The organism is Pseudobacteroides sp. (genome assembly GCF_036567765.1).
GTDB lineage: Bacteria > Bacillota > Clostridia > Acetivibrionales > DSM-2933 > Pseudobacteroides.
The window spans coordinates 137,860-161,069 of sequence record NZ_DATCTU010000081.1 but is presented as its reverse complement, the minus strand read 5'-3'; the positions used below and the strand labels follow the sequence as shown (position 1 = coordinate 161,069).

The 23,210-nt window shown below is 37.8% G+C and carries 15 protein-coding genes; 13 read left to right on the top strand and 2 right to left on the bottom strand.

Features of this window, described 5'->3' with window-relative positions; all coding sequences use genetic code 11:
* The first annotated feature begins 92 nt into the window (after window positions 1–92).
* The 3 genes from VIO64_RS12380 to VIO64_RS12370 all read left to right on the top strand — a co-directional run bounded on the left by VIO64_RS12380 (window position 93) and on the right by VIO64_RS12370 (window position 5,735).
* Window positions 93–2,225 carry a substrate-binding domain-containing protein gene (locus VIO64_RS12380; RefSeq protein ID WP_331918613.1) on the top strand — a complete coding sequence of 711 codons (2,133 nt, stop codon included), beginning with the start codon at window positions 93–95 and terminating at the stop codon, window positions 2,223–2,225.
* A 33-nt stretch (window positions 2,226–2,258) separates the two neighbouring features.
* Window positions 2,259–4,076, top strand: a complete 1,818-nt coding sequence (locus VIO64_RS12375) for an HD-GYP domain-containing protein (protein WP_331918611.1) — start codon at window positions 2,259–2,261, stop codon at window positions 4,074–4,076.
* An 84-nt stretch (window positions 4,077–4,160) separates the two neighbouring features.
* Window positions 4,161–5,735, top strand: coding sequence for a dockerin type I domain-containing protein (locus VIO64_RS12370; RefSeq protein ID WP_331918609.1), 1,575 nt, complete (start codon window positions 4,161–4,163; stop codon window positions 5,733–5,735).
* Between the two features lie 182 nt (window positions 5,736–5,917).
* On the opposite strand, the gene VIO64_RS12365 is transcribed toward VIO64_RS12370, so the two are convergent.
* Window positions 5,918–7,390, bottom strand: a complete 1,473-nt coding sequence (locus VIO64_RS12365) for a cellulase family glycosylhydrolase (RefSeq protein ID WP_331918607.1) — start codon at window positions 7,388–7,390, stop codon at window positions 5,918–5,920.
* A gap of 281 nt (window positions 7,391–7,671) precedes the next feature.
* Between VIO64_RS12365 and VIO64_RS12360 the strand changes: the two genes are divergently transcribed.
* A complete protein-coding gene (locus VIO64_RS12360; RefSeq protein WP_331918605.1) occupies window positions 7,672–8,463 on the top strand; it encodes an SEC-C metal-binding domain-containing protein in 792 nt (263 codons plus the stop codon).
* A gap of 359 nt (window positions 8,464–8,822) precedes the next feature.
* Window positions 8,823–9,758: a cysteine synthase A gene (gene cysK / locus VIO64_RS12355; RefSeq protein ID WP_331918603.1), complete on the top strand. Its 936-nt coding sequence runs from the start codon at window positions 8,823–8,825 to the stop codon at window positions 9,756–9,758.
* A 118-nt stretch (window positions 9,759–9,876) separates the two neighbouring features.
* Here the strand turns inward: cysK and VIO64_RS12350 are convergent, their stop codons facing one another.
* Entirely contained in the window at window positions 9,877–12,642 is a 2,766-nt protein-coding gene (locus VIO64_RS12350; protein WP_331918601.1) for a family 10 glycosylhydrolase, read from the bottom strand.
* Between VIO64_RS12350 and VIO64_RS12345 the strand changes: the two genes are divergently transcribed.
* The 8 genes from VIO64_RS12345 to VIO64_RS12310 all read left to right on the top strand — a co-directional run bounded on the left by VIO64_RS12345 (window position 12,635) and on the right by VIO64_RS12310 (window position 23,163).
* Window positions 12,635–12,823, top strand: a complete 189-nt coding sequence (locus VIO64_RS12345) for a hypothetical protein (protein ID WP_331918599.1) — start codon at window positions 12,635–12,637, stop codon at window positions 12,821–12,823. The two genes, VIO64_RS12350 and VIO64_RS12345, sit on opposite strands and share 8 nt — an antisense overlap.
* A gap of 296 nt (window positions 12,824–13,119) precedes the next feature.
* Entirely contained in the window at window positions 13,120–13,881 is a 762-nt protein-coding gene (locus tag VIO64_RS12340) for a ClpP family protease (protein WP_331918597.1), read from the top strand.
* On the top strand, window positions 13,878–14,117 hold the full coding sequence (locus VIO64_RS12335; RefSeq protein WP_331918595.1) for a YlzJ-like family protein: 240 nt from the start codon (window positions 13,878–13,880) through the stop codon (window positions 14,115–14,117). Before VIO64_RS12340 ends, VIO64_RS12335 begins: the two co-directional genes overlap by 4 nt.
* Before the next feature lie 246 nt (window positions 14,118–14,363).
* On the top strand, window positions 14,364–16,772 hold the full coding sequence (locus VIO64_RS12330; RefSeq protein ID WP_331918593.1) for a DNA translocase FtsK: 2,409 nt from the start codon (window positions 14,364–14,366) through the stop codon (window positions 16,770–16,772).
* Between the two features lie 464 nt (window positions 16,773–17,236).
* Window positions 17,237–18,616, top strand: a complete 1,380-nt coding sequence (locus tag VIO64_RS12325) for an ABC transporter substrate-binding protein (protein ID WP_331918591.1) — start codon at window positions 17,237–17,239, stop codon at window positions 18,614–18,616.
* A 62-nt stretch (window positions 18,617–18,678) separates the two neighbouring features.
* Entirely contained in the window at window positions 18,679–19,590 is a 912-nt protein-coding gene (locus tag VIO64_RS12320) for a sugar ABC transporter permease (protein WP_331918589.1), read from the top strand.
* Window positions 19,591–19,602: 12 nt separating this feature from the next.
* Entirely contained in the window at window positions 19,603–20,499 is an 897-nt protein-coding gene (locus tag VIO64_RS12315; RefSeq protein ID WP_331918587.1) for a carbohydrate ABC transporter permease, read from the top strand.
* Window positions 20,500–20,727: 228 nt separating this feature from the next.
* Complete coding sequence (locus VIO64_RS12310) at window positions 20,728–23,163, top strand: GH36-type glycosyl hydrolase domain-containing protein (protein WP_331918585.1); 2,436 nt, start codon at window positions 20,728–20,730, stop codon at window positions 23,161–23,163.
* Window positions 23,164–23,210 lie beyond the last annotated feature (47 nt).

Below are 23,210 nucleotides of genomic sequence, written 5' to 3'. Positions count from 1 at the left end.
CTTTATTATTTTGTTATATAAAAATACTATCTCAGTTCAATGTATTTGCCGATAAATTAATTAAAAGTTTTAAACTTGAAGGGGCTTTTAAAATGTCTAAGCAATTGAATATAGGTGTAGTAACAAAGTATTCAGGAAACTTTTACCATGGTGCATTGGTTCATGCTATAAACAAATCACTCATAAAGTTGGGTGCAAAGATGTTTGTTATCAATACTTTTATGGTTTATAGGTTCCTGCAAAATCAGGAAAATGATTCTTTTTACAGCAAGTTGGCTTTAAACCATATCGACGGATGGCTTATACTTTCAGAAGGTGCCAGCATCCGGTTCGCAGAAATGCTTTGCAAAACCGGTAAACCGGTAATAACAGTTGGATGCAAGTTTGAAGGGGTTAATTGCACGTCCATTTTAGAAGACAGCAGGCACTGTGCTGAATCTGTGGTCCAACATTTATTGGACCACGGACACAAAAAAATTGTTTATATAGGCTGCAATGATGTACATGATATGCGTGAAAGGTTTGAGGGATATAAGACTGCTCTTTGCAAAAATTCGGTGCCCTATGATCCCGATTTATGTGTCATGGCTGATTTGAGTGATGTTAATCTAAATCCATTAGGGAAAAGTGCTATAAAACAGCTCCTTGGAGAAAAACGCCAATTTACTGCTGTTTTTGCTGCCAATGATCTTATAGCCTTAGGAGCGATAGATACTTTGAAGGAAGCTGGTATAAGGGTGCCGGAAGATGTGGCTGTCATAGGATATGACGATACCATATATGCAAAAAGCGATAATCTTAGTCTTTCAAGTGTACGGCAAGACTTGAACGGGATTGGAACTGCAGCTGCGGAGGCTATAATTAGATCATTGAAAGAGAAAAGCATATCTTGTGAAACTATTCTCGTTAGCTCAAATATTATAAGAAGAAACTCATGCGGATGCAAGGAAAGCTCCAATAATGAGGATGAAATCTATACTTCTGATGCCAGATTTAAAAATACGGTTATAAATTACCTCCAAAAGGAAATAGGTAAGAGTTATGGTACGGCATCGGATTTGCTTATAACAAATATTAGTGAAATAAAGAAAGTAATACCTAAGATTGCAAATAATTATTCCATTCAATGTATTGGTTTCTGGAATGAAAAAAAAGAGCTATATGTTGATGAGATTATTGATGAAAAAAACAAATCGGTTTTAAACCTTGACAGGCCGTGTCCCATCGAAAATTTTCCTCCTGAAGAATTTATGAAATATGTATTGGATGCTGATATAGAGGATATTGTATGGCTAATACCCGTGTCTACAACCAGCAGAGATTGGTGTATTATCGCATATATAGGTCCCTATAATAAGGCAAATCTCATACTTATGTATGACAGCTCGGTAGTTTTGTTTAATTTAATCGGTATTCTTCTAGACCATGATGTAGCAAACCAAAAGCTTAAGAATACTTTGGAAACATTGCAACAAACTCAGGAGCAGCTAATTCAGTCTGAGAAAATGGTTTCACTCGGAAGCCTTGTTGCGGGAGTGGCACATGAAATTAATACTCCCATTGGAGTCAGTGTCACTGCAGCGTCTTACATAAAGGATAGTTCATATAAATTCATGAAATTAACGGAGTCAGGAAAGCTTACACGCTCCCAATTGGAAAAGTTTGTTGCTACTAATACTGAAACCGCAGATATTTTACTTCTCAATCTAAGTAAAGCTTCTTACCTGGTTAATAGTTTTAAGCAGGTTGCCGTTGATCAATCCTGTGAGGAGAAGCGGTCCTTTAATGTAAAGGACTATGTAAATGAAGTGTTGTTAAGTCTAACACCTAATCTAAAAAAGACAAAGATTGCTATTGATATTGATTGTCCTGATGACCTTGAGATTTATAATTATCCTGGAGGTCTATCCCAGATATTGACCAATCTAGTTGTTAATTCTGTTATGCATGCCTTTGATGAAGATAAAAAAGGCATCATATCAATTAGGATATATAAATTTGAAAATGTAATGAATTTTATATACTCTGATAATGGGCATGGAATAGAAAAAGATAATATCAGTAAAATATTTGATCCGTTTTACACAACTAAAAGAGGCTCCGGAGGGACAGGCCTGGGGCTCAACATCGTTTACAACATAGTTACGCAGCAATATGGGGGAAGCATAAGATGTGAGAGTGTATCAGGAATCGGAACTACATTTACTATAAAGATTCCATTATAGGCTTTAAGTTTCAATTGAAAAGGAGGAATATAAGTGGACGATTTGGAAAAAAGGTTAAGACAACTAGAGGAAGAGAACAGGGTATTTCGAATGATACTTGATGCTATACCTATCAACCTGTTTGTTAAGGATGTAAACTGTAAGTATCAGGTTACAAGCAGGTTTTGTGATATGATTAATGGAGTTGAGCGAGGCGGTCTTATAGGCAAATCTGATTTTGATCTCCAAAACTCAAAAGAGATAGCACAGAGCTTTTATGATGATGATCAGAGAATTATGAATACAAAGCAGGGAAGCAGAATGATTTCACCTACATTATGCGGAGAAACGGTGAAATACTATGATATCTATAAAGAACCGTTAATTAATGAGAATGGCAATGTAGAAGGAATTCTCGGGCTGGTTATTGCACCCGCTGAGATGGATATGGATGAAAAAAATGCTGAACTCGACGAGATGGTAGAAAACTATTACGGATCTAAATGTCTTATGTTTGATTATGATATTAAGACTGGAAATGCTATTATATTAAAAAAATTAGATGATTTTGAAATGGACTTCGGAACCCATGAATGCTTTGAAGAGTATCTCATAAATAGCGGAAGGATAAAAGAGGAGTCAAAAGATGCTATTTCAAAAATGTTTAAAAAGATTGTGAATGATGAAACAGAAGCGGTACTTCTACTTGATCTAATGGACAACAGGGGAAATTGGCACCCATCGGTTCTGAACCTGACAAGGATTAGAAACAGTAAGTTGAATCAAAACCGTGCCATTGGGGTTCTATCTTATTTAAACAGCGGGGAAGAAAAAACAGAAGAGTTGATGATTACAATTAATGCAATGAAGAGAAGAATGTACCAAATAATGGCGGAAAAATACGATGCTGTACTTTACATAAGCAGAAAAAACAGAATGTATTTCTGTATAGGAAATATTTTAGGAAAAATAGGACAGCAAGGCAGCATAGATGACTTAAAAAGTTTTGTGGAACAATATGTTCATGAAGACGACGGACAGATTTATCTGGAAGCGTTGACTTCAAAAAGTGAAGTGAGCCGGGATGGTCATCACCTGTCATTTGAAATGAGGATTGGAAATGAACAGGACAAGTACAGATGGTATGAGGCAAATGTATATTTTGTTGAAGGCACCGACGGACTGAGTGAGGATATTGTACTTACCTTTTATGATATGGATGAAATTGTTAGGATAAAGAAGCAGCAGGAGGCACGCAATACTAATAATCGGTTGATAGAAGTATTGAGCTCAGTTGTAGAGTCTAGAGACGTGGAATCCGGAAACCATATCCAAAGGATTAAGGGCATGACTAAAGTTCTTTTGACATCCATAATGGAAAACTATCCTGAGTACGGTTTGAGTCAAGAACAAATAGAAATAATGTCTTCAGCGGCAACAATGCATGATATTGGTAAGATAGCAATACCCGACAATATTTTATTAAAGCCGGGCAGGCTAACCGTAGAGGAATTTGAGGTTATGAAGGAGCATACTATAAGAGGCTGCAAAATTATAAATAGTGCATCGGTAATTCAGGATGAAGAATACTATAAATATTGCTATGATATATGCAGGCACCATCACGAGAGGTATGACGGGAAAGGATATCCGGATGGTCTTAAGGGTGATGACATCTCTATTGTAGCCCAGGTTGTTTCTGTTGTAGATGTATATGATGCACTTATCAGCAGACGCTGCTATAAAGAAGCATATGAAGAAGGCAAGGTGTTTGATATGATTCTCAATGGTGAGTGCGGTGTGTTTAACCCCAAATTGATTGAATGTCTTCTAAAGGTTCGAACCCAATTAAGAAAACTATATTGGGAATAGTTGGACTATGACAACCCAAATTTGCAAAGGGTATTGTAGTATATAAATAGATAAAAGTCCAAGCATATTTAGGAGGAGAAGTTTATGAGTGTATCCAAAATCAAAAAAGTTGTTACTATTATCGTAAGTGCGGCGGTACTATTAGGTGGTATATTGCTGCCGACAGGAAGCGCAGAGGCAGCAATGGCAAAGGGTGATTTGAACAATGACGGCGTTATAAATATGGCAGATGTAATACTTTTGGCAAAAGCATTTAATTCGGTAATCGGTGAACCTAAGTATATTTCATCTTATGATTTAAACAATGACAGTGCTATAAATATGACTGATGTAATTTTTATTGCATCCAAATTTAATTCAATTGTAAGCCCTACTGTGATTGGCAATCCCACACCTACACCTACAATGGCTGTTCCGACAAACACTATAAATAGACCTTGGGATTGGGATGGGATTATTGGCACAGGACAGAGTCTTTCTGTCGGAACCAATCCCATTTCCACAAAAACACAGCCCTACAACAATCTAATGTTGTCCCTGGGTACTAGTAATAAAGCACAGCCATTTAATCCTAATGACCAACAGCTAAAAATGGTACCCCTTATAGAACCGTTACGTGCTCTTCAAACAGGCTATCCAGCTCCGTATCCTGGCAACCTTTGGGGAGAAACGCCTCATTCAACCATGGCTAATCAGATAACCTCTATGGTTAAATCAACCGGAGGTACTGACTATATCACAGCCCACACAGTTGTAGGAGAGTCCGGCCAAGGGATGGTTGCACTTAAAAAAGGTGCAGTAGAATCAGGTAATATCGGCCGTGCCTATGCTGCGTCAATGTTTGAAGTTCAAGCTATCAACCGTTTAGCTAAAGTAGTAGGAAAGACTTACGGTGTTGGAGCAGTTACCCTTATACATGGTGAAACGGATTGCGGAAATACAAACTATAAAAACGAGATATATAAACTGTGGTCCGATTACAATCAGGATATAAAGGCTATAACAGGGCAAACTCAAAACGTAACTATGTTTGTTGTTCAGCAGCATGGATATCCGAAGGAAGTGGGGTCAACATCAGTGGGAACACTGGCACAATGGAAAGTGGGAGTAGACTATCCGGGAAATATTGTGTGCATCGGGCCTAATTATCAGAGGCCTTATATAACGGATGGTACTCATTTGCCTGTAAACGGTTATCAGCAGGTAGGGGAGAAATTTGCACAGGTTTATTATGAAAAAGTAGTTTTAGGAAAGGATTGGAAGCCTCTTCAGCCAACAAGTGCCGCAATGAGCGGTAAAGTAATAACTGTAGATTTTCATGTTCCGATGGGCCCTCTTGTATGGGACACTACACTTCCGGCTCCAAACCAAAGCGTGACGGAGTGGAAAAACGGAAAGGGTTTTGAAGTTACTGCTTCCGGTACAAAAGTTACAATAAGTTCTGTTGAAATTTCCGGAAATTCGGTAAAAATAACTTGTGCAAGTGATCTTCCGGCCTCAGGTGTAAAAGTTTCTTATGCGTATACGGCAGTAAGGACAGCAAGATCAAATGGAACAATACGCTGGGGACTTTTGCGTGATTCAGATCCATTTAAAGGAGATGTAACTAAAGTTGCTCAACCAAACTTCTGTGTTGCGTTTGAAATGGATGTACGGTAATTAAGTCCAACGTATAGAAAATGATTTGAAATAAAAGTGCTGATTATTGTACCTTTTAAGATGCAACAATCAGCACTTTTATGATTTTTCATATCTATGAAATTATAGTGATTTTTAAATAGTGAAATCTACTTATATCAAGAAATATTGGCATCATAATTATAGACATTGCTTTATAAATATTACTGAATTGTACAGGGTATTCCATTGAGGGTAAAACTTCCAGGTTTGCTGTTGGTGCCGGAATAAGAGATATTGAACCCGAAATTCACGCTACCGTTTGCAGGGATGTTTGAAGTATGTCCTGAACCGGTTATTGTAACAGCTGTTCCGCTTTGAGTGCTGATAGCGTTCCAGCTGTTTGTGATTTTTTGATTACCTGTAAATGCAAATTTTAAGCTCCAGTTATTGATAGCAGATGAACTGTTGTTTTTAACTGTAATATTTATCGTTGCTCCGCTGCCCCAGCTATTCTGGATTGTATATGTTACTGACGGTGAGCTGTTAGTGGGAGTTGCAGCAGGTGTACTTGTAGGAGTTGCTGTAGGTCTCACTGAAGAAGATGGCCTTAATGTAGGAGTCGCTGTAGTCGAGGGCCGTAGTGTAGGAGTTGCTGTTGGCCTTAATGTAGGTGTCGGAGTAGGTGCGATTGTACTTGGAATGATTCCGCCGCTCATATTTAATTTAACAAACTTTCCTGAAGCAGTAAGGTTTGCGTCGGTCCACCCGCCAAGAGTACTGGCACCGGCAGCTAATGCAGCTGACGATTCATTTTTATCACAAAGTGACCAGTTGCACCAGCTTATCTTTTTGCTTGCAAAGAAGTCAAGCCATGTTTTTGCTTCTGTCAAGTATGGTCCGCCATTACCAGAAGCATCACTTGTACCCCATTCAGTAACAAAAACAGCTATACCCTTATTCATTGCGTATGTTATTTTATCTCTTAGAAATTGGCCGTGAGTACCTGCATAAAAATGACATGCATACATTACATTACTGTATGAAAGCGGGCTGTTGGCTGCAATGTCAACATCCTGACTCCAGTTGCTTGTTCCCACTATTACTATTCCGTCGGGGTCTGCTGCCCTTATAACAGGAATAACCTCCTGTGCATATGGCTTGATTTGACCCGTCCAAGACGCATTACCATTGGGTTCATTACATATTTCATATATTACATTGGGATAGCTTCCATAGGTAGTAGCCATTTCCTTGAAAAACTCTTTTGCCTGGGTTTTATATGTATTAGGATCTCCATCGGACAGTATATGCCAGTCAATTATGACATAGATTCCTAAATCTATAGCAGCCTGCACAATTTCCTTAACCTTGGACTTCATAGCAGCCGGATTACTTATATAACCGTTTTCGGCAGTATACATAGCAGCACGAACTACCGTTGCTCCCCAGCTATCCTTTAAAGTTTTAATGCTGCTTGTATTCATAAAGTTTCCATACCATTGAAGACCATGTGAGCTCATTCCCTTTAGCACAACGGGTTGTCCGCTTTGGTTGCAAAGCTGGGACCCAACCACTTTCAGCTGGCCATAAGGTGTACTTGCGGCATAAGAGTTGTTGAAAGACATGCTGAAAATCATTGATATTAAAATAGTTAACATCAGAAACACAGATAATTTTCTCTTTGATAAAAACATGCACACTTACCTCCTAATTTTATATCTTTTTTTATAACTGGATACATTAAAATAATTCTTTACCCTCCTTTTTTCACTATTTTTCTGCATTGAGGTCTGCAGATAATTTAATTTTAGCATTAAAAAAATGCATTTACAATTATTGATTTTATTATTCAGATAGGTTTTGTAGTAATTATCAAGGAGTGTAAATAGTTGTAAACCTTAGCGTAAAATTAACTGTTTGCCGAGAATTTTAAAGTATTATATAATAGGGTATAAGTGTATAGGAGGAATATAAAATGGGATTACTTATCGGAAAAAATGATCTATGCCCATGCGGCAGCGGCATTAAGTATAAGAAATGCTGTGATGGTGAGTTGGAGTACCTTGGGACAGAGAACTACGAAGGTAAACAGATAATTTACAATAAAATTAAGATTGACTCCTGTAGAAAAAAGGTAATGGATTTACGGGAAAAACTTTTGGACAGTGAAACAAAAAAGCCTTTAAGCACTAGTATGGAAGAAGGGTTGGCTCTGTTAAGGGATTCATATTTGATTTTTGATGATGGAGCTAGCGAATTTAAAAAATATAGTCCGTGTGACAAAGGGTGCTGGCACTGCTGTTGTTCGATTGTTGAAACAGCCATTATTGAAGCTGAGAACATAAGAAGTTATATACTGGAAAACTTTAATGAAAGCAGGAAAGAGCAATTATCAAAAAAGATTAATGATGTTTCGAGGTTTCAGCCAAGTCCTATCCAAATGTCAAATGAGCAGGTAAAAATGAATTATTTAAAGCAATCAATACCTTGCCCTTTCTTAGATGATAATTATTCATGTTCGATATATCCTGTAAGACCTATTACATGCAGAAAACATATGGTGTTTTCTGCTAAGAATTTGTGTGTTAGCGGCGGCAGGGTATGTATGTATGAGAGCAGCATAATAAATGATACAATGATAAATATTGTTCAAATATCCGGTAATGTATATCGTGATATATTCTTGAAAGGCGGGAGGGTGCCTGTAGCAAAACCTCTTCCATCCTGGTTTGCCGATGGTTTTTCAGACTTGAAAATATCTGTATAATTATATATTTTACACCTATATGATGTTAATTTAAATAATAGAGCAGAGGTATAATGCCTCTGCCTTATTATATATCCAGAAAATTATGCCTGATACTATATGACAACTGTCAATTCATATAAAATAAATATTGGGGAATGGTTGAAAATTTCTTGAATAAATAATACTTCATAATATTAAAATTAATAATGACAGGCATAATTACAAGAGTTTATAGATAAAATAAAACCAACAAAACAAATCGGAATAATAAAAATAATTCGTCAAACATATTGACAATTTTTACACAAAGCATTAGAATTAATATAACAAATAAAACATATTTGAATAGTAGGAATAATTTTTGTGGAGGCGATTTTATGTCAAAAATAGCTAAAAACTTGACTGATCTTATTGGGAATACACCCCTATTAGAGCTTACCAGCTATAATAAGGAAAACAATCTTGAGGCAAGTGTTATAGCAAAGCTTGAATACTTTAACCCCGCATCAAGTGTTAAGGATAGAATTGGTTTTGCACTGATAAAGGATGCTGAAGACAAAGGTCTTATAAATAAAGATACTGTTATTATAGAGCCTACAAGCGGAAATACCGGCATTGCACTTGCGTTTGTATCGGCAGCAAGGGGATACAGGCTTATACTTACAATGCCGGATACAATGAGTGTTGAAAGAAGAAATCTTTTAAAGGCCTTAGGAGCTGAACTGGTACTTACACCGGGGTCTGAGGGAATGGGCGGTGCAATAAAAAAAGCAGAAGAGCTTGCAAAGGAGACGCCTAATTCATATATCCCACAGCAGTTCAAAAACCCTGCAAACCCTGAAATTCACAGAAAGACAACAGCAGAAGAAATTTGGAGAGATACGGATGGAGAAGTTGATATTTTTGTTGCAGGCGTAGGAACCGGGGGAACAATTTCAGGTGTAGGTGAAGTTTTGAAGCAGAGAAAACCTGATGTAAAGGTAGTTGCAGTTGAGCCTTTTGATTCTCCTGTCTTATCTGGAGGGAACAAGGGACCACATAAAATACAGGGAATTGGAGCAGGTTTTGTACCTGATGTTTTGAATCTAAAGATTGTTGATGAGATTATCAAGGTTAAGAATGAGGAGGCTTTTGAAACAGCAAGAAAACTTTCAAAAGCAGAGGGCTTGTTGGTTGGAATATCGTCAGGTGCAGCTGTTTATGCTGCCACTGAGCTGGCAAAAAGGCCTGAAAATAAAGGCAAAAAAATTGTTGTAGTGCTTCCTGATACAGGTGAAAGGTATTTATCCACTACACTTTTTCAGGAAGGCTGATTAAAAAACAATAAAAGCTTTCAGTAATAAAGGCTTGCAGCAAATACGCTGCAAGCCTTTATTACTGAAGTATTATTTAATATCTAAAGAATTATCGTATACGTTACCCCGTAATTTATCATCTTGAAAAATATTGAACAATGGATTCTGCTATTGATTTTGCAAGTACGGTTTGTGCATCTTCATCTATTAGCCAACCAAACTCATATGGGTTAGGCATGAACCCACTTTCTATAAGTATAGAAGGAGTCCATGTTCCTCTTGTGACATAAAAGTTGTTTTTGTGCAATCCTTTGTCAGTACGTCCCAATTTATAAATGGTGCTTTTTAAAACTGTATCGGCCAGAGGCTTTGCCAGATCTTCACGGTAGAAGACAGAGAAACCTTCTATTTTAGAAATATCCACGTTATCACCCATGCTGTTGGCATGTACCGATATGAACATATCAGGTCTTGCATTTCTTGATGCTGTGAGCCGATCGTCCAGGGAAAGGGTCTTGTCGATGGTTCTAGTCATGAGAATCTTTGCACCCAGGTTTTCAAGCTCAGTTTTGATTTTGAGTGATGTCTTAAGATTTATGGTTTTTTCGGGGTATTTAAGTCCTAGTGGACCTATGGCTCCAGTTTCAGTACCTCCATGGCCAGGATCAATCATTATAGTAAGACCTGCTAGCGGTTTGCTTCCTGAAGCAGCCTTCACAGGCTTTTTAACATAAAGTACAACGGAGTTTGGCTTCTTTTCTATATAGTATCCTTCTATTTGCTTCCCACGGCTAAGCCTGAGAGTGTATTTGGTGCTCATATCCTTTGGTGCAGCCTCAATTGACGAAAATGGAGAACTTTGGGGAAGCACAGGTAAAGAGGCTAGCGATGAAGTTGATATGTTTATTGTCATGTTGGAGTCTTCAAAGTTTGCAAAAGCGGCAGCATGTGATGTTGTTTCAAATTCTATGAAGTCCCACCCGGAACCTTCGTTATAAACTACTTTCTTTACAGCAGGAAGGGATGGAGAGCCAGACATGTATGTGGTTACAGTGCTGCTTTTTACCCATTGGCCTGATGAAAGCTTTACAAAATCGTCTTTCATGGCTGTGATACGGTCAACCATTCCCTTGTAAAGCTCGAAGGCCGCACCATCTGAAGTTGAAGTTGTCTTGTAGGTGTTGGCCACATCGCTGGTGACCTTTGCAAAAAAAGGCGAACCTTTCATTATGACTCCTATCTTTGCAGTTGCTGTTTGAGTTTTAGTTACCTTTTTGTATGTCATAGTATAAACAGGAAAGCCGAGGTCGATATTTCTAGGAGTTCCACTGTAGCTTGGTGCTGTATATTCATAAGTAAATGTTGTAGCATATATGCCGCTGCTGCTTAGTGATGTTTGCTTTGCTTTCATGGAGTATTTTTTTCCGCCCAATGTTACAGAGACGCTGGATCCTACCGGTGCCTGGCATGAAAGTGTTACCTTTTCACCAGGTGATAAGAGAACCTTTGACTGAGGCATCACCGATGAGGCCGGTATACTTGCCGAACTCATCTTTTGGGGCTGCTGTGAATTGCTTTGTCTGTATATTATTCTTGTTGTATATGACCCTTCCTGGGAAAAAGTCAATACATTAGGACCTGCAGCAAGAGGTACAAGGGCTCCGAAATAACCTTCATTTGAATGGGATTCTACTCTCTTCCCGTTTATATAAAGAGGCTTACTTGGATCTGACGTACCATGAATGTAAAACTTATCTAAAGTTGTAGTGATATTGGATGCCGGGTTTGCTACAGTCACAGGAGCAGTAGTTATGAGTTTGTCCCTCTTTTCATGGATTGCTTTAATTACAGATGAAAGGGAAGGATTTTTAGCCATGGTACTATAATTAAAGAAAATGCTGCCACCAACTTCAGGTGTCTTTTCATTTAATTTAAGCTGTTTTTCGATTTCACCTGTGCCATACCAGGGACTTGATTGGCTGGAATTATTGGATAAATAGGCAGCCTGGCCTATATACAAGTCTACGCCTGTTCCTTTAACGGTATTCTTCCACCATGTAAGGAGTTTGTTGTAGTCAGCAAGGTTAAAGCCTATATACCAGTATAACTGAGGAACTATATAGTCTATCATGTTTTCCTTTACCCATTTACGGGTGTCGGCGTAATGGCTGTTATAAGATTCACCTCCGTTGGTGTCGCTGCCGAGAGGATTGCTTTTTTTATTTGCCCAAATTCCAAATGGACTGATACCGAAGCGTATATCCTTATTTTTGGATTTAATGGATTTTGATAGGTCTCCTATAAGCTCGTCCACATTGGATCTGCGCCAATCATCAATATTTTTGAAGGCTGCACCGTATTTTTTATAAGTAGCCGTATCGTTGAAATCCTTTCCGGGATAAAAATAGTCATCAAAATGAATACCATCTACCTCGTAATTATCAATAATTTCAGTAACTCCGTCTATTATTAGTCTGCGTACTTCGGGTATTCCAGGATCATAATAGTAGTTACCGTCTTTGTGTTTTACCACCCAGTTAGGATGCATCCGTGCCGGGTTTGTAGGAGCTAGGGCATTAAGGTCATCCTTGGCATCGGAAGAGGATTTCTTTGTAATCCTGTAAGGATTTATCCATGCATGCAGCGTAAGGCCACGCTTGTGTGATTCTTCAACCCAAAACTTCAAAGGGTCAAAGGAGCCGCCAGGCTCTAATCCCTGGGTACCTGTCAGATATTTTGACCAGGGAAAGAGTTTTGACTGGTACAATGAATCGGAAGTAGGTCTAACTTGTAGAAAAATGGCATTAAGCCTCAGGTCTTTGGCATAATCCAATGCCTTTAAGGCTTCATTCTTAAGAGTTTCAGGGTTGGTGGTGGGTTTTGCTGGATAGTCGATGTTCACTACTGAAGCAACCCATAAGCCTCTTAAATCTTCTGAAACTGCAGCGTCTGAAATGAGCGGCGAAGTCGATGAAGCCGGAGCAACAATTATAGGAGACAACGAGGCAGAAGCAGGTAAGGATGTTGATAATATAGTAGCTATTAATAGAAGTTTGATAAAATTTCGCATAAGCATCTCCTAACTTTGTTAATTAATAATAGAATAACTTTTCTACATTATATATTAAAAAACCTCTGGAAAAGCAATATTTAATATGTTTGTAACATTAGATAATGAAAAAATATAAAAAATTTTAAAAAATAATGTTAAGTTACTGGGAATAATGTCGATAATTATTGTGAGTAAGATAAAAATTTACTCCCCTAATCGCCCTTATAGGGCATTTTTTTTGCCCTTTTTTATACAATATTTACTAAGTTTTTTTTATAGAAATCATCCAATAATAATATTTAAGACGAATAATAAGGAAGTGTAAAGATGAATGAAGAAAGCAAGGTGACCTTTAGTAAACCGTTTAAATCCTTGGAAGCTACTGAGGAGCAAAGTACAAAAGCTGAAAACCTGGAAACCTTAAAGGAATTGGGTACTACACCTCTTGTAACAAGCAAAGGGAATATTCATTGCCTTACTGTAATCGGGCAAATTGAAGGACACATGGTCCTGCCGCCGCAGAACAAGACTACCAAGTATGAACATGTAATTCCTCAGTTGGTTGCAATTGAGGAAAATCCCGATATAGACGGACTGTTGTTGATTTTAAACACAGTAGGCGGAGATGTGGAAGCAGGGCTGGCCATTGCTGAAATGATTGCAAGTATGTCAAAGCCAACGGTATCCCTGGTATTAGGAGGAGGACACAGCATTGGAGTACCTATGGCTGTTTCTACTACTCATTCCTTTATTGCACCGTCCGCCACAATGACCATTCATCCCATAAGGTTAAACGGAATGATAATAGGTGTTCCGCAGGCGTATGAATATTTCGATAAAATGCAGGAGCGGGTTGTACAGTTTGTGTCCAAGAACTCAAAAATATCAAGGGAAAAGTTTAAGGATTTAATGCTTAAGACTGGTGAACTGGCAAATGATGTAGGGACTGTTCTGTTTGGGGAAGAGGCTGTAAAAAATGGAATTATTGATGAATTAGGAGGACTCTCGGAAGCTTTAGGTAAGCTTTATGAGCTTATCGCAGTAAAAAAGGAGGCTTCCAACAACAGTGATAGAGGAACCCTTCAATGATTTTATACACCATAATACCCGATGGATCAATTTTTAATTATCACAGTTCCCCAAACAACTTAAACCAGGTTTCAAGCAATCAAGCCACTATGGAGATCAGCTATTTGGGTGAGAAGGTGGAGGTATATAAAAATAGTAACGACAAATATGTTGTAGGGAGGGTTTTAAGTACTTCCTTGTCAGCATATTTGAATCCAAAACTTCAGCCGGGCACTGAAATAGAAGGTATATTTTAATAGGTGGCAATTAAGTAAAACCAATATTTTACTATTACTTATTAACTATAGAAAAGATAATAAAAATGTGTTATATTAAAAAAGATAATAAAAATGTGTTATATTAAAATCGAAGTTAGTAATTATATTACTAACTTTTTCGATGTCTGGGGAATTATAGTATATTCTATACCACAATTTCTCACGACAACATCAAGGTTTCAAAATCACTTAGTGATTTTGTTTATGTTTTTCGGGGGTGCAAAAGTGAAGGTTAGAAGAATACAAAAGAAAAAATATAAAAGCAATGAGAAGGGAATTTTAAAGTACAATCATGAAATAGTAGGTCTCATCTTACTTACTTTGGGTGTTCTTGCATTTATCGGTATGATAAACCCTGATCTTATAGGGGTGTTTGGTAATGCATCAAAAAGTGTGCTTCTAGGTTTAATGGGAATATCTGCATATGTGATTCCTCCAATGCTTGTTGTATATTCAGCATTTATGATATTCAAAAAAAATGACAGCCTTAATCAAAAATATTTACATATTATAATTGTGCTTTTAATGTTGTCGGCAATTATTAGCACGGGGTTTCATAATTCCAATTCTCAAAAGTTTATAAATCAGGGATTCATAGGCTCATTGTCGGTATTCTATAATCTTGGAAATGAATACATCGGAGGAGGAATACTGGGCGGTATCATAAGTATGCCCTTTATCTCTATTTTTCGCCCTCTAGGGACCTTGATAATACTTACATGCTTTTCCATAATAATGCTTATTCGTCTTACCAACATATCGCTGGCAGGCTTTTTAAGGGATGTAAAAAATAAAGGTACCAAACTTAAAGTTATTAAGGGAGCAGGTAATGCAGTAAGAAATACTTTTAAAGGCAGTGTTCCGGATGAGGATGGTCTGGTTCCAAAGAGAAAGTTCAAACTTATTAATTTTAATACTGACAGGGATGAGGATGATTCGCTCCATAACAATTCTAATGAGAGAAAGACTGTTAAGGAAAGTAAAAATGATGTAAGTAATGAATTTGATATATCAATAAAAGATGAAATTCAACCTAAAATAGCAGAAAACAGTCTTGAGGTCCTAATGGATGACGATGTTGAATTCATAATGAAGGATGTCAAAAAGAAAAAGAAAATTGATGTGGAAAGCTATAAAAATGATGTTGACAAGGAAATTGCTTTGCGGGAAATGATTGAGGCCAGTTACAACTATCCTCCCCTTGAGCTTCTAAATGATAACAATCAGGAAATCAGTGACATAAAATCCCTTAAAAACTCGGCAATGGAAGTTGCCAAAAAGCTTGAGGATACACTAAAAAGCTTCGGAGTTGAGGTTAAGGTAATAAATATAAGCAGAGGTCCGGCGGTTACCAGGTACGAGCTGCAGCCAAGTCCCGGTGTTAAAGTAAGCAAGATTGTTAACCTGGCGGATGACATCTCGTTAAACCTGGCGGCTTCAGGAGTGAGGATAGAAGCACCAATACCGGGAAAAGCAGCGATTGGGATAGAAGTACCCAATAAAGAAGTAATTCCTGTGTTTTTGAAGGAAGTTATAGAATCGGGAGAGTTTCAGGATTTTCCTTCAAAGCTTGCCTTTTCAATAGGAAAAGATATATCGGGAAATACCATTGTCGGTGATATTGGTAAAATGCCCCATATGCTTATTGCCGGTTCTACAGGTTCAGGTAAGAGCGTATGTATAAACAGCATAATAGTAAGTATATTATATAAATCTTCCCCCGACGACGTGAAGCTTCTGATGGTTGACCCCAAGGTTGTTGAGCTTGGAATATATAATGGAATTCCTCATCTTTTGATTCCTGTTGTTACAGACGCTAAGAAGGCTGCTGGTGCACTCAACTGGGCTGTTCAGGAAATGGTAAACAGGTACAAGCTCTTTGCAGAGAAGGGTGTAAGAGACATAAAGGGATATAACTCGGTAATAGAGCAGGAGGGTCAGCAAAAGAAACTGCCTCAGGTGGTTATAATAATCGATGAGTTGGCAGACCTTATGATGGTTGCACCAAATGAGGTTGAGGACGCCATATGCAGGCTTGCACAAATGGCCAGAGCAGCGGGAATGCACCTTGTTATTGCCACCCAAAGGCCATCTGTAGATGTTATTACCGGGGTAATAAAGGCTAATATACCTTCAAGAATTGCTTTTGCAGTAAGTTCCCAGGTGGACTCAAGAACCATACTTGATATGGCGGGAGCTGAAAAGCTTTTAGGAAGAGGGGACATGTTGTTTTACCCGGTTGGAGAACCTAAACCCATAAGGGTAAAAGGTGCCTTTGTTTCAGACAAAGAGGTTGAAAGAGTTGTAGAGTTCATAAAGACCCAGGGTGAAGTTGAGTACGATAATAATCTAATAGACGAAATAAGTAACCTTAATTCTAATAGTGAAGAGGAAAGCGATCCGGGGGACAACGACAGCCTGCTGCCTCAGGCAACAGAGCTTGTTGTGGAAGCAGGAATGGCATCTGTGTCACTTATACAAAGGAAATTTAAGGTAGGCTATGCCAGAGCCGCTAGGATAATTGATCAGATGGAAGCCAGAGGTATTGTAGGCAAATTTGAGGGAAGTAAACCAAGGCAGGTACTTATATCCAGGCAACAGTGGCAGGAGCTTCAAATGAGTGAAAACAAGTAGTATACAAGACCCTTTAAATGAATATATTTATTATGAAAACATTTATTAATTATTAATTTTTAAAATAAAAAGCTTTATAGTTATATTAATTTGTTGTATAATTTAAAAGGCGTTGTTGCAACATAAAAATTAATTGATTTTTATGATAGAGAAAGCATTATTTAATTTGATTTTACTTTATTTTATTTGGACGGTTTAAGTCAAATCCATTTTATAATTGTGTATAATATTGCATAAAAATTGACTAAATTATCGGCTGTTTTTATGGCGGTATGCACAAAATTATTCACTTGACATATTAGTTATCCAGAATTAATATATAATTTAGGAACAGCTAATAAAGAAGACTCCTTTAACATACGGCCACTTGGCTTGGATATTATTTCATGGAGGGTTGGTACTGAGCCTTGTCTCCATGAGCTGATATAAATATATAGAATACATAGAAGGAGGACAATTATTTAATGAAAAAGTTCAAAAAGCTTTTGGCAGTTGTGGCTTGCGTATCATTGATGGCAACAACCTTTGCAGCATGCGGCGATAATTCAGAACCTGCTGCTTCGGAAGAACCATCTGCATCGACAGAAGCGTCAACAGCTCCTTCTGCAGAAGCTAGTGCCCCTGCATCAGAGGCACCCGTTGGTAGGACGGCGTTAAAAGGTGAAATATCATTTTGGCACTTCAATAAAGATGAAGGTCCAAACATTGTAAAAGCCTTCAATGCTGCTTATCCAAACGTTAAAATTAACATTTCAATTGTACCTGACAAAGACCAACAGTATCAAAACAAAATTACTTCGGCTGTAAGAGCGGGTTCAGGCGTGCCTGACGTGTTCCCAGCGGAGTCGGCATTTGTCAAGAGGTTTGTTGAAATGCCTGATGCGTATGCGGAGTTGAATGAAAAAGCTAAGGATATCGTCGGAAACATGATACCTTATACAGTTGCAGTCGGTACTGACGACAAGGGTTCTTTGAAGGCTTTGTCCCACCAAGCGGCAGCGGGAGCTGTAGCTTATAAAAAAGGTCCGGCTAAACAATTTCTTGGTACAGATGATCCGACAGCTATAGCTGATATGCTTTCAACACCTGAAAAGATGCTTCAGACAGCTAAGACTTTAAAAGAAAAGAGTGCTGGAAAAGTATCTTTGTTTCCAACTTTTGAGGAGCCACAGAAAATGTATCTCGGTGGCCGTAATCAGGGTTGGGTTGTTGATAACAGGCTTGTTATCGATCAGAAAATGTTAGACTTCATTGATTTTGCGAAACAGTTAAGAGACAACAAGTATGAGGCTTCTTTGGATCAGTGGTCGCCGGCATGGTCAGCTGCTATAGCTGCCGATGATAAAGCTTTAACATGGTCCTGTCCTACATGGGGCGTACCGTGGATAGTCGGATCAAACGACAAAAAAGCAGCAGAAGGCAGCAGGTGGGGTATAGCCAAGCCGCCATTCCCGTTCTTCTGGGGGGGAACATGGTTTGGTATTTACAGCAAGTCTGACAAAAAAGACCTTGCATGGGAATTTTTAAAATTCTTTACAGCAGACAACGATGCAATGAAAAAGTGGGCAGTAGAAAATCAGGATTTCCCGAATAATCTTTTGGTAATATCACAAGGGGCTGGAGAAACCAGCAAGATTATGGGTGTTGACCTTTTCAAATTCTATGAACCATTTATAAAAGACATCAATGGCAACATACTTACTAGGTATGATGATACTATTGAAAACGCATTTGTTGATACTATGAGGTCATATCTTGCAGGTAAGATAAAGACCAAAGAAGATATGCTAAAGACATTCAAGGATAAGGTAAAAACTAACTTGAAAGACATTACTGTTGAGTAATTTCGCAATCTCGGTCTATTAAAATTAGGCCAACTCAATTAATTATTCTAGGAGGGGGAACTTTGTTAAATAAATTAAGAGCAGGAGATAAATACGGTCAATACGGCTATATTTTTATTGCCCCTTTTTTCGTGGTACTAGCTATTTTCACGTTGTTTCCAATGATCTATACTCTATGGTTAAGCTTTATGCAATGGGATGGAAGTACTGTACCCGCTTCATTTGTGGGCTTTGACAACTTTGCGGAGTTGATTAAGGACAATACTTTCTGGCAGGCATTAAGAAATACCGTGGTTATATGGTTAGGTAACGTTGTGCCACAGATGATTTTCGCGATAGGGCTTGCTGCAATATTGACAGACAAAAGTGCAGAAATAAAGGCTGCAGGTTTTTACAGAGCTATTTTTTACTTACCGAATCTTGTAACAATGGCATCCGTTGGTTTGCTATTCTATTACATTCTCGATTGGCAAGCAGGTTCGTTAAACATGCTTCTTATGAAGCTAAATGTATTGTCTGAGCCATTTTACTGGCTTCAGGATGTAACTGCAACAAGAGGAGCTATCTCTTTTACACTATGGTGGATGTGGTTCGGATACAGTATGATCATATTCATGGCCGGAATTAAAGCTATTCCTGATGATTTGTATGAAGCTGCACATGTTGACGGAGCTAACAGATGGCAGACATTCAGGCATATCACAATACCAGGGATAAAGGGAAGTATCATGTACAATATTGTTACATCAGTTATAGGTGGTTTGACAATATTCGATATTCCTTACGTTTTGACAAACGGTGTTGGAGCACCGCTTGATAAAGCCTTGACTTTGGTTATGTATATGTATAATATGACTATCAAGAACAGTAACTATGGGTATGGTGCAACAATATACGCTGGTATGTTCGTAATAGTAGTTGTCTGTGTTGCAATTACCTTTAAGCTTTTAGACAAAAATTTAGCTGATAATTAAGGGGTGGATATAATGAGCTATAGTGCAAACTATAGTGGTGCGACTGCAAAAAACTTGAACAGTAATTTTTATACTGTTAAGAAAAAGGGTAGATTCAGCATAGGTAGAGCAATATTATATGTGTTTATGACAGCTTTGGCTGTAATATGCTTTCTTCCTTTTTACTTCATGATCATAAACTGTACTCATTCCAGTCAAGATATTGCACAGAAACTCTTGATATTTCCTGGATTGGAGTTTCTTGAGAACTATAAGAGAATGACATTACTTGTTCCTATTTGGAAGGGTATGGCAAACAGTTTGATGATTGCAGTAAGTGCTACTATTTTATCGGGTTATTTCGGAGCATTGACTTCGTTTGGTTTTGCCAAGTACAAATTTAAAGGAAAAGAGTTTTTATTTGCTATCGTATTGGGATCGTTGATTGTTCCTCAGCAGATAGCCTTAGCCGGTATCAGTAAGGTTATTTACACATTAGGTCTTGTTGATAACAGGCTCGCGTTAATAATACCTGCAATGGCAAATCCTGCAATGGTATTCTTTACACGTTATTATATCCAATCTGCGGTTTCTGATTCAGTATTAGAATCTGCCAGAATGGACGGATGTTCTGAGTTCAGAATATTTAACAGCATTGTAATGCCTATGATAGTACCTTCATTGGCTACTATGTCCATATTTACTTTTATAGGTTCATGGAACAGTTACTTGCTGCCGTTGTTCATTTTGAATACACAGGATAAGTACACTATGCCTCTTATGACGGCTCTTGCTAAAGGTGTTTACCAAAACGACTTTGGTGCAGTTTATTCCTGTATTGCAATGTCAATGCTACCTATTATAGTAGTATTCTCATTCTGTTCAAAATATATAATAAGCGGATTAACTGCTGGAGCTGTTAAAGAATAATAATTATAGAATATTTATTTATTTTATGTTGTTTCAAAACTAAATAAATTTGAAATATAAGGCTGTTATAAGGTTTTAACATAAAATTACACCCTATAATGGTCTTTTTGTAGGTACAAGTTTGTAGACATAATTTAAATTAAAATATTACCCAAAATAAAATTAATAACACATTTGAATCATGAAGGTTTTGGATGTGATGTTAAATATTTGAAAGGAGCTTATAAAATGAAGTTTGGTTACTTTGATGATAAGAGCAGGGAATATGTAATAAATACGCCCAAAACTCCATATCCCTGGATAAATTACCTTGGAAGCGATGACATGTTCGGACTTATTTCAAACACAGCGGGCGGTTACTGCTTTTATAAGGATGCAAGGCTTAGAAGAATAACAAGATATAGATATAACAATATTCCTCTTGATAACGGGGGAAGATATTTCTATATTAAGGATGGCAGTGAATATTATTCACCAAGCTGGATGCCTGTAAAAAAGGATCTTGACAGCTATGAATGCAGACATGGTCTGGGTTATACAAAGATTAAAGGTGTTAAAAACAACCTCGAGACTGAGATTACTTACACTATACCGCTGGAAGATAATGTAGAAATACATAGAGTATCCTTAAAGAATACAGGCAGCAGTGCAAAAGAAGTTTCACTTTTTTCATTCATTGAGTTCTGTTTATTTAATGCATACGATGATATGACAAACTATCAGAGGACATACAGCATCGGTGCGGTTGATGTAGACGGAAGTGTAATTTATCATAAAACAGACTACAGAGAAAGACGTAATCATTTTGCTTTCTATAGTGTGAATACACCAATAGACGGTTTTGATACTGATAGAGATACTTTCTTAGGTCAGTTCAACGGTTTACATGAGCCTGAAGTAGTTGCTGAAGGAAAATCAAGAAATTCAGTAGCTACAGGATGGAACCCTATTGCATCCCATGGGCTTAATGTTAAACTTGCTCCAAACGAAGAGAAGGTTTTTGTATTCGTTTTAGGATATGTTGAAAACAAGCCGGAAGAAAAATGGGCAGCCAAGGGAGTTATAAACAAGACTAAAGCTTTGGCTATGATTGAAAAGTATAAGGACAACAATGCGGTTGAAAAGGCATTAGCTGATTTGGCTAAGCATTGGGAAGAATTGCTTTCAAAATACTCAGTAGAAAGCAATGATGAAAAGTTAAACAGAATGGTTAATATATGGAATCCATACCAGTGTATGACTACATTTAACATGTCAAGAAGTGCTTCATTCTTTGAAACCGGTATAGGCAGAGGTATGGGCTTTAGAGATTCCAACCAGGACCTTCTCGGTTTTGTTCACCAGATACCGCATAAAGCAAAACAGAGAATACTTGACATTGCTGCTACACAGTTCGAGGATGGAAGTGCATATCACCAGTACCAGCCTCTTACTAAAAAAGGTAACAATGAAATCGGTTCAGGATTTAATGATGATCCACTGTGGCTGATTTTGGCTACTACAGCGTATATTAAGGAAACCGGCGACATGTCAATTCTAGATGAGCAGGTTCCATACGACTGTAACCCAAATAACACCGGTACATTACTTGAGCATCTTGAAAAATCATTCACTTACACATTAAATAACTTGGGACCTCACGGACTGCCGCTTATAGGTAGAGCAGACTGGAATGACTGCCTGAACCTCAATTGCTTCTCAACAAACCCTGACGAGTCCTTCCAGACTTGCCAGAACAAACAGGGAAGAACTGCAGAGTCAGTGTTTATTGGCGGTATGTTCGTTTATATAGGGAAAGAATATGCACAGCTCTTTGAAAAATTGGGAAATAAGGAAAAGAGCCAGAGCATAACTAAAGAAGTTGAAAAGATGAAGGAATGCGTAGAAACTCATGGTTATGACAAGGATTGGTTCCTGCGTGCTTATGACTTCTATGGCAACAAAGTCGGAAGCGATGAAAACGAAGAGGGCAAAATCTTTATTGAGCCGCAGGGTTTCTGCGTAATGGCAGGAATAGGTGTTGAAAGCGGAAAGGCTTTAAGAGCTATGGAATCCGTTGACAAGTACCTCAACACAAAATATGGTTGTGTATTGCAGAATCCGGCATACAGCGAATACCATGTAAACCTTGGAGAAATTTCTTCATATCCTCCAGGTTATAAGGAAAATGCAGGTATATTCTGTCATAACAATCCGTGGATAATGATTGCTGAAACGGTTTTAGGCAGAGGAGAAAAGGCTTTTGAATATTATTCAAAAATTGCTCCTGCATACATTGAAGATATCAGTGAAATTCACAAGATGGAGCCATATGTTTACGCACAGATGATTGCCGGTAAGGATGCTGTTAAGCCTGGTGAAGCAAAGAATTCATGGCTCACAGGTACAGCTGCATGGAACTATGAAGCAATCACAAAATGGATATTGGGCGTAAGGCCTGATTACGATGGACTCGTTATCGATCCATGCGTGCCTAAGGATTGGGATAACATCAAGATAAAGAGGGTATTTAGGGATACAGTATATAATATCACTATAAAGAACCCAAGTCATGTTAATAAGGGCGTTAAGAAGGTTATAATCGATGGAGTTGAGAAAGAGGGTAACTTTGTTCCTGCTGTGACAGATAAAGGAGCTCATAATATTGAAGTTATAATGGGATAAGATCAACTTTCATTATTAAGTAATTTATAAAAGTAATTTAAACTAAA